Origin of the sequence: Sphingobacterium allocomposti, assembly GCF_008124885.1 — a bacterium.
GTDB lineage: Bacteria > Bacteroidota > Bacteroidia > Sphingobacteriales > Sphingobacteriaceae > Sphingobacterium > Sphingobacterium allocomposti.
In genome coordinates this window covers 24,159-36,698 of the sequence record NZ_VNHX01000016.1, presented here as the reverse complement: position 1 = coordinate 36,698, position 12,540 = coordinate 24,159, and the positions used below count along the sequence as shown (strand labels likewise).

Annotated in this window: 8 protein-coding genes; 6 read left to right on the top strand and 2 right to left on the bottom strand. The window is 51.7% G+C overall.

Annotation, left to right across the window (positions count from 1 at the left end):
* Nucleotides 1-644: 644 nt before the first annotated feature.
* Nucleotides 645-1,280, top strand: coding sequence for a TetR/AcrR family transcriptional regulator (locus tag BC792_RS12010; RefSeq protein WP_148909259.1), 636 nt, complete (start codon nucleotides 645-647; stop codon nucleotides 1,278-1,280).
* Nucleotides 1,281-1,379: 99 nt separating this feature from the next.
* Here BC792_RS12010 and BC792_RS12005 read toward each other — a convergent pair whose 3' ends face one another.
* Complete coding sequence (locus tag BC792_RS12005; protein ID WP_148909258.1) at nucleotides 1,380-1,832, bottom strand: PPC domain-containing DNA-binding protein; 453 nt, start codon at nucleotides 1,830-1,832, stop codon at nucleotides 1,380-1,382.
* A 138-nt stretch (nucleotides 1,833-1,970) separates the two neighbouring features.
* Nucleotides 1,971-4,394 carry a TonB-dependent receptor gene (locus BC792_RS12000; protein WP_148909257.1) on the bottom strand — a complete coding sequence of 808 codons (2,424 nt, stop codon included), beginning with the start codon at nucleotides 4,392-4,394 and terminating at the stop codon, nucleotides 1,971-1,973.
* An 87-nt stretch (nucleotides 4,395-4,481) separates the two neighbouring features.
* Between BC792_RS12000 and BC792_RS11995 the strand changes: the two genes are divergently transcribed.
* The 5 genes from BC792_RS11995 to BC792_RS11975 all read left to right on the top strand — a co-directional run bounded on the left by BC792_RS11995 (nucleotide 4,482) and on the right by BC792_RS11975 (nucleotide 12,506).
* Nucleotides 4,482-5,579, top strand: a complete 1,098-nt coding sequence (locus BC792_RS11995; RefSeq protein WP_148909256.1) for a hypothetical protein — start codon at nucleotides 4,482-4,484, stop codon at nucleotides 5,577-5,579.
* Between the two features lie 171 nt (nucleotides 5,580-5,750).
* The gene (locus BC792_RS11990; RefSeq protein WP_148909255.1) at nucleotides 5,751-7,124 is read left to right on the top strand and encodes a S41 family peptidase; all 1,374 of its coding nucleotides are present in this window, start codon (nucleotides 5,751-5,753) and stop codon (nucleotides 7,122-7,124) included.
* Nucleotides 7,125-7,190: 66 nt separating this feature from the next.
* Nucleotides 7,191-7,748: an RNA polymerase sigma factor gene (locus BC792_RS11985; RefSeq protein WP_148909254.1), complete on the top strand. Its 558-nt coding sequence runs from the start codon at nucleotides 7,191-7,193 to the stop codon at nucleotides 7,746-7,748.
* Between the two features lie 325 nt (nucleotides 7,749-8,073).
* The gene (locus BC792_RS11980) at nucleotides 8,074-9,036 is read left to right on the top strand and encodes a FecR family protein (RefSeq protein WP_148909253.1); all 963 of its coding nucleotides are present in this window, start codon (nucleotides 8,074-8,076) and stop codon (nucleotides 9,034-9,036) included.
* Nucleotides 9,037-9,152: 116 nt separating this feature from the next.
* Nucleotides 9,153-12,506 (top strand): TonB-dependent receptor, encoded by a 3,354-nt coding sequence (locus tag BC792_RS11975; protein ID WP_148909252.1) that lies wholly within the window; start codon nucleotides 9,153-9,155, stop codon nucleotides 12,504-12,506.
* Nucleotides 12,507-12,540: the final 34 nt, after the last annotated feature.

The following is a 12,540-nucleotide window of genomic DNA, read 5'->3' as shown; positions in this document are numbered from 1 at the left end:
TTACAATTTGCTAATACAGAATCCGTTGTGAATATAGTAATTATTGAGACAACACCTAACGATATTTGCGGGTTACCGTAAAAAAATAAATTTTGTTACAGTCCCCATACACAGGACATTCATTTTATCGCGGATATTCCTGCTTACGTTTATATCACGCGCGTACACTGAAACTTCCAGCTCTTTCCCCCTCACTTCAGAACGGCTCCCCGCGCAACAAAAGGCTAATTAAAAAATTTGCCTAACAAATAACATGCAGCTATTGCCGGCAACAGCTACGTATACGGCGCGCAACATAGATTATAGCGAGGTCGCCGATCTTATATATAAATTGTGTTTTGATTACCAAAAGGTTAACAGCCACCAACCGGAGGACCCGCAGATACACCATTTATGCGCTTAAAACGCGAAGCCATGGGCATCCGGGCAAAATCAATAGTTAATTTTATTGCTTCTATATTGACAGTTTCAAAAAGATTGCATACCTTTATTCACGATAAAAAGAAATGACAACCCAATTTAACTGAGCCGTGCTGTCCCGATCACTAATTTTTGCGGGATCTATATAATACTGTATTAATCTGTCATGTCTTTTAAAGAACGGAAACCCTAGGTTTCCACAGAAACAGTTACTATCAAGAATTATGGAAAAGAAAGTACGAAAGCAAGTAGATGGAAAATTCCGGAATAAGGAACGAACGAAGAAGGAATTAATTCAATCAATAGGCAAAGTGCTGGCAGAACGTAGCTACGCGGGCCTGAACATCACAAGCGTCAGCCAAGCCGTAGGCAAGAACCCTAAACTTATCTACGAGTACTTTGGGACTCTCGATGGCCTGGTACAGGAATACATCAGCCAAAAGCTTGCAGCCTCCTATCCATCGCTGGAACTTGCAGATCGCATGGTCGCAAACCCCGATTACGTCACAGACGAAGACCTTGTCGAACTCGTCGTTATGCGGCAGCAGGACATCAGCGCCGACCGTGAATTGCAGGCACTCATCCATTGGAACCTGGTACTCTCGGAAAGCCGTGTCAGGGGGACACAGGCAAAAATCGCCAGACTACTGGCAACCCTGGTATCTAGATTCCGGGATCTGCCGGTGCCGCCTAAGCATTTTAGCCGTGAGATGCTGGAGATTATCTCCAGCGGCGTTATCTTTCTGTCCGTTCATGCACACACCAACGGACAGTCGTTGTTTGGCGCAGCCACCGACGCCGCCAATGGACAGCAACGGATAACAAATGCCGTATACCGGCTTCTCGCGTCAGCTTTATAAGGCGGCATGCCCCGCTTATAGATAAACCGTATCGCTTAGCCCGGCATCTTCATCGACGACAACATCAGCTTCACACCACCCGCACGGGGGAATAGTATGCTACTTGCTGAAATCGAACAGATGAAGCCCGATGTCGTCGTCCTTGGTTTTGACGAGCTTCGTTTCCAGCGGGTAGACGAAAAACTCGCCGGCTCCCCGGATACGGGCGTCGAGCAGGTGCCCTGCCAGAGCCGTGTAATCGTTTCGTCCAAGCGTAACGTGCAGATGTAAGACAGTATTACCTTCTATCTCGGCAATGTTTCCCGAGAGGTTGCTTATCTCCATCTGTTCACGGAACGTCTCCGATACATATTCCTTTGTCTGTGGATCGAAAAAACGCAGTGTCACCTCGTCGGTAGCGCCGATTCCGAAGAGATGTCCCGCCCTAACATCCTGCTGATCAACGAAGTCCGCAAGCGCCTCAACAAGGCTCGCCCCATCTGCCACGCTGACGACATATGTCGTGCCGACCTTTTTGGCAGACCACGCTGCCCCTTTGCAAAATTCTTTCATCTTTCTAATCTTTCTATCCACTGTACGAACAATCGTAAGTACCCAACCGTTTTGCCGCGTGGGAAACGTGTCAACAATAAGCACCGTTTTCAGCAGCTGCCTCCATAAAAGTGTTCAAGGCGTCAGCGTATCGCATTGTTACAGGAGCACGTTGACACCAAGCGACAGATTACGGCCGGGAAGCGGAGCCAGATATTTCAGAAAAGAGTTCTGTGGCCGGGCTTCGGAATCGAGCAGGTTATTTCCCGAAACATAGCACTCAGCCACATATCCGATAATCCGGAATGGGTGGGCGATACGTGCGGCCAACATCGAATAGGGTGGCATAGGCGGTTCCGGATTGATATTCTTCCCGAGATAGCGCTGCTTCAGATATCGGTCGAAAGAGCCATTGATGCGCCATCCGTCGACCTGTACAGCCACCGACACGCCGTACCGGCTTGTCGGCAGATTCGGCATGAAGTCGCCCTCGGCCCATTTACGCATTCGGTCATCCGACGTGTTTTTGTTCTTAACCAGATCAAAGAACGAGGCTACTTCCAACGCACCGCGTTCACCCCAGGACCATCGATGAGCGGCCTCCGCTTCCCATCCCGTAATTTCCGTATCCGATGCGCGCCATTCCTTTACAAGAAATCCGCCAGAGCGGGATAAGCCCGTGTGGGCCAGATAAAGGTAATCTTCAAACATCGTATGGTAGTATGTGGCCGTCAGACGCCACGTGTCCCCCTGCAGTCCGCCGCCCACCTCGTAAGTCCGTGCAACCTCCTTCGGCAAACGGTCGTCTCCGTTTTCCTCCAGCATAATAGCAAAATGGTCATTTCCGGCATACAGCTCATTCACCTCCGGCGCCCGCTCGGCATGGCTATACGAACCCTTCACGAACGCCATTTTCCACACCTTCCACTGCAGGTCAGCCGACAAATGATGCAGTCCGAAGTTCCTTCCGGATAGTTTCCCGCCGGCTAATCCACGGCTGGTCTTATAGCCGGGATCCGGCATCGCCCGCCTGGCTACCCAGTCGTGGCGGTACCCCAGTCCCAGGGCAAGCCTGTCGAGCTCCACCTGTTGCCATGTAAAAACGCCCCATTCACGGCTAAGGTTGTCCGGCAGATACCGCTGCACCCCATCTCCACGCATCTTTAGGTAGGAAAAATCCGCTCCGCTCATCCCCCTCCAGCACCTCAGCGCACGCTGTTCCACTTCTGCCCGCAAAGCATGCCGGTTACTGTTAATCTTATTTACCCGATAAATCCCGACCAACTCGCGGTCGTCCGCATACTGCGTTACATAATGCAGACGCAACGATTCAACCGCGCGGGATGCCGGTACGAAGGCTGCATGGAGAAGCACACTATGAGAGAGCGCCCTTGTATTGATCGGCGCATACGCGGGAGCCGGCCTGGCCGCACCATGGGTATGCCCCTGTTTGGTAGCCATCGCGAAACCGGGAACACCATAATATCCCTCCAACGCGCGGTAGCCCACGCCCACGCGGAGATCCTCCCCGATATAGCTCGTTCCCAAATTCACCGAGCGGCTGTCTGCATGACTATTGGGCATGATGCCACGCGTCACAGGTACATAATCGTAAATGCCTTTCACCACCGTCGTATAAAAGGGCGTATTCGGATCCTGTCCGGGAACAAACAGTTCATTCTTCGGGTTCGGAACCTCCACCCCATCGATCACCGAATACGCCTGAAACGTATAAAGATCAGCCTCCGACAGCCCCCACCGCGGGTCATGCATATGGTCCAGCACAAATTGGCTAATGTAGGGATACAGCGTCAGGTTACGCGTGGTCTCTGCGTCTACATGTACCTGCGCCAACACCTGTGTCAGGTGATCAATAGCTGGGTCATATGCAAGGGGAGCTTTAGTGTTTCCCGGTATTTTCAGGTCGCCGTGCTGTTGGTTCATACCGCCGATATGCCACGCCCAGCGATCGCCAAGGTTCCCGTTCAGATCGACTGCCTGCCGGTGTCCGCTATTGGTCCCGCCCTCAACCCGTACCCGTCCCTGAAAGCGGCGCGCAAAACGTTCGCCGGGAATTGTATTATCTTTCATATTAACCGCCCCGCCGATAGCCTTGCCACCGTAGCGCACGCTTGCTCCGGTTTTATTCACCTCCACTTCGGCGAGATTGTCCATATCCACATTGATGTTCAGATTCGGACTGATACCTGATAGGTCGTGGTACGCCACCCCGTCTGCGAGTACCTTCACCCGATTACCGCTCATGCTCCGTACTACGGGAGCTCCCGAATTGGGCCCATAGTACGATTGCTGCACGCCGGGCACCCGGCTCAGCGTCTCTCCCAGCGTGCGGCCCTGCACGACATCCAACGTGCGCCGGTCGAGCGACACCACGCCGTCCAGCCGCGGCAGACCCGCCACAGCAACAGCCGGAAGCAGGTCGATATTCTTCAGCGAGTCAGACCTCATTTTCTCCTGCGCGCCGGCCGCGGCATGCAGGGCCACCAAGGCCGACAAACAGGTATACCGGATAACGTTAGGATAGTGCCTCAGGCCTATGTCCGTCCTACATATTGAAACCATGGTGCAAATTTAAAAAAAGAATTCACTAACGCAACAATATTGCATTTATTAAATATATGTGCTACCTTCGCCGAAAATTTTATGTTTATGAAAACTTATATTAAGCTATTGACCATTTCCTGTTGCCTCGTATGGCTCATGTCGGCCGTCACCTCCTGCACCAAAGACGACGCGCCGCAGGACCTCTCCGTTCAGCTCGATCTTCCCGAAGCCATACACCTCGATTACGGGGCCGAGACGACCATCACGATACCGGCGGTAGCCTCAGGGGAGCAGAACCTCACATTTCAGATCCGGTTTGATGAAACCGAAAATGTAGCAGTGGGCGCGGGCAGCCTGCACGACAAACTCATTCAGGCCGTACGCCTGGACACAAAAAAAGGCCAGATATATATAAACAGCCGTGCGATATATCCAAACGGCGTACAATCGGTAACCACCGGCGTCACCCTACCCGAAGATTATCGCGTGACAGTCGTTGCCCTCATGGACAACGGAACCACCGTGGGCAAAGAAACCATCTCCCTGACGGTAGCGCCCCGAAGTGTGCAGGTACAGGGCTTACAAAACAACGGTGAAATCCCGTACGCTTATGCCCTGTATAGCGACGTCGCTCCTACCTTTACGCTCGGATCGCCCGATATTGCGACGGAAGGTTTGGAGTGGCACCTTTCCGCGCAGAACGAAGGTCAGCCGGTTGCCGTCATAGAGGAAAACACAATCGTATTCAACAGTACAGCCGGCGACCCCAAAAAGGAGGCAGAAGTGAGCTACGACCTTACCCCCGCACTCCTGAAAGACGGATTTCCCGTAGCATCGACAACATTCCGCGTGATTTTTATTCCGCAGATCAAGTTCTTCTACGGCTCCTACTACCCTGAATACAACCTCACTATTTTGCTCAATCTCATACATATCGGGCTATCCAATAGCTACACCTCGGCAGCGCCCGTGTTATACCCCGAAACATACCGATCGGCATTTAGCATCGTGTCCATCGAAAAAGACGGAAGACCATACGACAATAAAGATGAGATATTCAGGATCAACGCCGGGACCGGATCCGTCACGGTCAGACAGAACAATACTTTAGAGGCCGGACGGTATAAGATCATTGTCAAAGCACATACCACCACGGGGCTGGAATTCGTAACCGACTTGACATTGGCCATGGAGAATGGGTAGAAAAAAAAGAATCGTCTTGTCTCATTTTGCAGAAGTAAATATCTGCATAGCGGCGGATCGCGCTAATCCGCCGCTATCCCTTTTTCTACAACCGGTTTGATATTTCTTAATAAAAAGATTAACACGCACCCCATAACTTAACAATTAATTTACTTTGCATATAGTAGATTTGTGGTGCTAGTTATCTACGCTATGGATGCAGGGTATAAATTTCACTTTAAAAACGCCCTTTGGACCGCTCTTGTGCTGGTTCTTTCCGCCTGTAAAAAAGACGGCCCCGAACCGGATTACCCGGCCGGATCCAACCAATATATCAACGATTGGATACTTGACAGCATGCAGGTGTACTACTACTGGAACAGCAGTCTGCCCCGCAATCCCGATCTCAATAAAGATCCGCTGCCGTTCTTTGCGACGCTAAAAAACCCGCAGGATAGGTTTTCCAGAATCTACCATAACGCTGTACCCGAAAGCTATCTGCCCTCTCCGGTGCAGCACTTTGGACTGGAGCTGATCCTTTACAGCGCTGGTGGCGGAGCTCCGCAGGCCACGGTCGCGCTGGTAGTCCCCGGTTCCCGGGCGGCGGCGGCAGGACTGCAGCGCGGGCAGCGCATCACACACATCGACGGCACCGCGCCTACAGCCGGCAACATACAGAACCTGATCGGCGCCGCCGTTGCACAGCGTTCAATAACACTCGATGTCGCAGAAGCCGGAAAGATCACCATACCAGCGGGCACCGTATCCGAAAACCCGGTCTACCTCTATAAGACGTTTAACGATTCGCCGACGCCGGTAGCATACCTGTTTTACAACTCGTTCGATGGCCGCTACCGGCACGACCTTGTGCAGGCGTTCGACGCCTTCCGGCAGGCCGGCGCAAAAGAGCTTATCATCGATCTCCGATACAACGCAGGGGGCGACGTCGGCGTATGTGCCGCCCTCGCCGCCGCCCTATGTCCCGTGGACGATACCGACATATTTATCGAGTACAGGGGCAATCAACGTGCAGGCATACGCCGGGAAACCTTCGCAAAAACCATAGCCAAAACCTATAGCGGAACGCCCTTCCCGTTCGCCGGGATACGCAGCATGCGCCTCCCCCTAAGCCGGGTTTTTATATTGACAGGTAGGCATACCGCCTCCGCCGCCGAATTTTTGATCCAGTCGCTACGGCCCTGGACAGCCGTCATACAGATCGGCGAAACCACCCTCGGCAAAGACATGGCGTCTTTCAGCATCAGGGACAACAACGCCAACAAAAACAATGCATGGCACTTAGAACCACTCGTATTCAAGCTGTACAACGCCCACAGCGAAGGCGACTACCCGTCGGGACTGGCGCCAGATATCCAACGGAATGAACTCGGCGGAACGCTTCTCCCGTTAGGACACCCCGACGACCCGCTCATCAGGGAGGCGCTGGAAAGGATCAACGGCATCACCGCAAAGGCACGCACAGCACTCCCCGATCGGGAGCCCCACATCTTCTACGATTCCAGAGAAGCCGCGGATAGAAATACCAGTTTTATCGTCAGCCCCTGAAACGATCGAAACCATACAGCATAAGACAGGAACGTTACGTAAAAAGCACCAAAACCTAAACATACCATGAAAAAAGTAGATGCAGCCACCATACACGAACTCCGGAAGGGTAACGAGCGCGCGTTCAACACCGTTATAGACGCCTACTATAAGAGTATATGGTTGTACTTCCACAAAAACACGAATCGGCACGAAATCGCCGATGAACTCAGCAACGACACCTTTAACCGCCTGTGGAAATACAGGAGGAACCTCGACGCCGAACAAGGCGTCGAGGCATACCTACGCAGAATCGCCCACAGCATACTACAAGACTGGTTAAAGGAGATGGAAAAGGAAAAAAAGCAGATGGCCGGCTATTCCCAGGATCGCCTAAAAGACGATTATGAGGTCGGCGGCGAGGACGCCCTTCACGCCCGCATGGATCTGACGATACTGGTAGACAAACTGGGCGTAGTCCTTCCTGAAAAAAGATGCCGCATATTCGTCATGTCCCGGATACTTGGCATGAACTACGAGGAAATAGCACAGGAGCTGTCCATCAGTAAGGCAACAGTCCGGAATCAGCTGATAAAAGCTAAAAAAACGATGGCTGCGCTGGGCGGTTTCGGAAGATTCCTGTGAGGAACCAACCGATACTGCCCCCCTATCTAACAGCCCCCTATGTCCCCCCCAAAAAAACACTTAACAAAACTTTAATCGTATTAATAAAAACTTAACACCTGCATTTTCCAGGTGTTTTTGTCAGGACTACACGCCTTTACACATTAACAAATAGCTAAAAATCAGATATATACAACAAAACAACATCATTCCATTCCCGCTGCCGTCGCGGCACACTCCCCTCGTCAGACTCATGGCCGTGTCTTCCGGATAGACCTTCCGCGCATGTTTTCCTGTATGTATAAGTAGACGACGATGACAAACAGCCGTCGGCAATGCGTAAACAATGAGCGATAATAGAAACAAAGAAAACCGAAAAGAAATAAAAGACGGCGACGGCAAACCGTTCGGCGCTCCGGATAATCACGGTCTGTTTGACGGAGGCGAGCCGGATTTCGATAAGTATGCCCAAATGGAGGCTCCTCCGGAAATGGAAGCTTCCATGATCCGCTACAAAATATCCCATGCGAGCCAGCTGCGCCGGGAAAGGCAGCACCGCACGATCTACCGCATAACCGCCGGCATCGCTGCCATGTTTCTGTTATATTTCGGTTTCACCAAATTTGACACACCGTTGTTCCATGAAGTTCCGACCCTCGTTACCGTAACGGTAAATGAAGATGCGATAAAACAAATTGCGTTTCCCGACGGCTCCATGGCGACGGTATCTCCCGGTTCGGTTCTGCGTTACCCAGAAACCTTTACAAAGACGGAACGCCGAATTTACCTGGACAAGGGGGAAGCCTTCTTTGAGGTGGCCAAAGATCCTAAACGGCCGTTCCGGGTAGCATCCGGCGAACTGCAGACCACCGCTCTAGGAACTTCCTTCACTGTACAGTACAACCCATCCGTGAGACGGGAAAAAGTAAACCTCTATACGGGCAAGGTGTCGGTGGAGAACATCTCGAAACAGCGCAACATATCGCCTATCGTCCTGACACCGGGCAAGTCTTACGAATTCCTCGACGGAGACGTCGTCCTGAGCGACTTCAACCCTGTCGGCAACAATCCGGTAGCCAAAGGGCTTGTCTTCGAAAATGTGCCTTTCGACGAAGCCATGTACCGGATCAGCTCCTGGTACGGCATCAACCTGCTGTTTGACAGGGAAAACACGAAGCGACGCTGGATTAACGGAAACTTCAACAACAAGAAAATCGAAGATATATTTTTCATACTATCCAACACGTATGACCTTCAATTTACCAAAACTGATAGCTTAACATATAAAATTATGATGACGAAAAAGTAGAAAAGAGACAATAAAAAAGTGCCGTTCGGGAAAAACGGCACCTTAAACAGCGGATCGCGTCCCGCATAGTAATTCTGATTTTTAACAACCAAATTTTGTAAAAACCTTACGAAAATATGCAATTCTATGTTCTTATCCTAACGGATATATTGAAAAATACTGTAAAACACCTACTCAAACTAAGCTTACTATATCTATTGTTCCTGACGGCTGCGCCCCTATTTGCCCAAGCCTACGGACGTATCCAGGTACCCGTCAATATCAGCTACGGCCAGAAGACAACGGCCGCGTCCCTGTTCAAGGAGCTAACAAAACAGACCGGCTACCAATTCTATTACGACAAAGCCATCGGCGATAGGGTGCTGGATAATACGCATAATGGGAAGAAAACCCTGGGCGCCGTACTCACGGCATTAAACCAGGACGGCTTCCATTTTACGGTCAAAGAGAAAAACATCGCTGTAAAGTACGAAACCTCCCCCATCCACAACGGGAGCACGGGACGTCCGGCAGCACAGCGGCAACAGCCGGGCCGCATCGCCGGTAAGATCGTAGACGACCGTGGCGAGGTGCTCATCGGAGCATCCATCAGAGTGCTGCAGACCAACCAGGCGATGCAGAGCAGCGTGGACGGCAGCTACGCGTTCAACGTGATGCCGGGAAGCTATACCATCGAGGTAAGCTACGTCGCCTACCAGACCAAACGTGTCACACAGGTAGACGTAAAATCCGGCGGACTGACGGCGCTCGACATCGTACTTCGCCCCGCCAGCAGCACGCTCGACCAGGTAATTGTGACCGGAAGCTTCAAAAAGGAAAGCACCGCCGGACTCTACGCACAGCAGAAGAACGCCGCCAACGTAACCGACGGCATCTCGGCCGAGCAGATCGCCCGCACCCCCGACATCAATATCGGCCAGGTGCTGCGCCGAGTGAGCGGCGTGACGACCGTAGACAATAAATACGTCGTGGTACGCGGGCTTAGCGAACGCTACAACCAGGCTATGATCGACGGTGTGACGCTCCCAAGTACCAGCATGAACCGCCGCAATTTCTCCTTCGACGTACTGCCACAGGAACTGGTCAGCTCCGTTGTGGTCAACAAGACGGCCACGCCAGATATGTCGGCCGAATTCTCGGGAGGACAGGTGTCGGTCAATACCATGGATATACCGACCGAAAACTTCACCATGATCGCTATTGGCTCTGGGTTCAATACGCAAAGCGCAGGTAAAGATTTTCTGATGCTGGGAGAGCGCCGGGGCGGCGATTATCTCGGACTGAACAGCAGCATGCGCAAACAGCCGGAAGGACTGCAGTCCTGGCACTGGCATACCAATGTCAATACCCCTCCACTTGGCCCCGATGGCGACTATCCGCCAAGCATGCCCGACGACCTGCCGATATTACCGGGCTCGGATATTCCCTACACCAGCCTGGACGCCATCGCCCAGAGCCGGAGAATCGACCCAAACGGCCTACGTGTAAACCGGTATAAGACCGTGCCCTTCCAGAACGGGAGGTTCGCAATCGGGCGCGTATACGACCTAAACAGCGGACTCCGCTTGGGCTTCTCGGGCGGCGCCACATACCGGAACCAGCAAGTACTGGTAAAATATAACAACGTGCGCGGTAACTACATCGATCCAACCGTCAATTACATGGATAGTACAGAAAACGGACGGGGAACATCCTACCGCTTTAACAGCACGGTGGGCGCCGCACTCAATTTCGGACTGCAGGGCAGCACCTTTAAAATAGCTTTAAAGAACATGTACTCCCGGATTTTTGATGATAATTTTAACGAGGCATACCGCGTATCCTATGGAGCTGACAACCATATTAAATACCGGGAGCAGTTTCAGGACCCCCAGGTTACTTGGGTAAGGCAGCACAAACTTGAGGGAGAAAACCTGTTGGGTAGCAGCGGTGTAAAAATGGTCTACGCCCTGGGGATCAGCCGCATTGGTCAGCAAGTCCAGGATCAGCGGCGCCTGACCTACCGGCGTACCGCTCTTATAGGACAAACGGAGTACTTTCAGACGCCAAACATTTATATGCCGAACCGCCTGGGTAGCGATTATGACTTTCGGCTATGGACAGACGTAGCCGAGACCGACTACAACTGGGGAGTATCCTTCAGCAAGGATTTCCTATTGGGCCCCAACATTAACACCCTCGCGAAAATAGGCTACAGCGGCTGGGACAAACGCCGCTCGCTGGGACAGATCAAGGTTATTCCCTATACCAGCTTTTCTGACATCGACAATCCTATAGAAGGCGGCTATTGGGACGTTCTTGCCCCAGATCGTGTAGGAGCAGCGCCAGGTCAAGCTTATTACTGGCCTGAAAGCCTAAATGGGCCAACGTTCGAAGGGACAATGCAGACCCACGCTCCCTACCTTATGCTCGATCAGCGCTTTTTTCAAAAATTCCGTCTCGTTTATGGTGTCCGGGCCGAGCACTACAATCTAGACAACAGACAGGAGGAATACGCGAAAAAGAGATATGGCTCAGATTACATATATTATATGACCGTAGGTGAACGAAATTGGCGTTTATTACCCTCGGCCAACCTTTCTTACAGCCTCACCCCTCAAATGAACATTCGGGCGGCATATAGCAAAACGGCAATCCGGCCCGACTTCCGGGAAACCGCGTACTTTGGTTTCTACGATTACGAACTCGATGCTAATATCTCCGGTAGGCAGCTCGTCTCAACAATCATAGATAATGTCGATCTGCGTTACGAGTGGTATCCTCAAGCCGGCGAAATCATCTCCGTATCCGGCTTTTACAAAAAGCTGGATGCACCGATCGAACTGGTTTTGACGCAGAATAGCCTATACAGCTTCCAGAACCAGCATGCGGCGGTCAACTATGGTGTAGAATTGGAGTTCCGTAAATCATTGGGCTTTATCGCCGACAGAAGCTGGCTGCATAATCTTACCGTCTTTGGCAACGGCACCTGGCTCCACTCTGAAGTAGAAGCACAGTCACTACCCCTACCGACAGAGAACTTTGAACAAAGGCGCATGCCTGCCCTGGATCGGCCGCTCTTCGGACAAGTACCGTGGATCGTTAATGCGGGTATCACCTATCAGGATGCCATATTTGGTGCGACAGCAAGCTATAACCGCTCGGGGCACCGGACAAACACAATCAATTTAAATCCCGCAATGGTAGAGTATGAAAACGGACGCAACATGCTCGATGTACAGCTGAGCGCCAAGGTGTGGAAACAGAAAGCCGAAATCAGACTCAATGCCATGAACCTACTCAATGAATACATGACCTTTTACAGAAACATCGGAGCCTACGACAATATTCAGGGGGAAAACGGCGAAACCCCGGGTTGGAAACTGAAAGAAGGACACAACACCGACTATCAGCCCGAAAAAGGCGACCGCGCAACATACCGGGCAAAAACCGGAACGAACATCACCTTATCGTTTACGTATAACTTTTAACAAGAAAGGAGGGTAACAAAGCAGAAAAGCTCGT

Bases quoted from the DNA above. Each gene is read 5' to 3' on its own strand.
- BC792_RS12010 (WP_148909259.1), top strand. From the start codon at position 645: ATGGAAAAGAAAGTACGAAAGCAAGTAGATGGAAAATTCCGGAATAAG.
- BC792_RS12005 (WP_148909258.1), bottom strand. From the start codon at position 1,832: ATGAAAGAATTTTGCAAAGGGGCAGCGTGGTCTGCCAAAAAGGTCGGC.
- BC792_RS12000 (WP_148909257.1), bottom strand. From the start codon at position 4,394: ATGGTTTCAATATGTAGGACGGACATAGGCCTGAGGCACTATCCTAAC.
- BC792_RS11995 (WP_148909256.1), top strand. From the start codon at position 4,482: ATGAAAACTTATATTAAGCTATTGACCATTTCCTGTTGCCTCGTATGG.
- BC792_RS11985 (WP_148909254.1), top strand. From the start codon at position 7,191: ATGAAAAAAGTAGATGCAGCCACCATACACGAACTCCGGAAGGGTAAC.
- BC792_RS11980 (WP_148909253.1), top strand. From the start codon at position 8,074: ATGAGCGATAATAGAAACAAAGAAAACCGAAAAGAAATAAAAGACGGC.
- BC792_RS11975 (WP_148909252.1), top strand. From the start codon at position 9,153: ATGCAATTCTATGTTCTTATCCTAACGGATATATTGAAAAATACTGTA.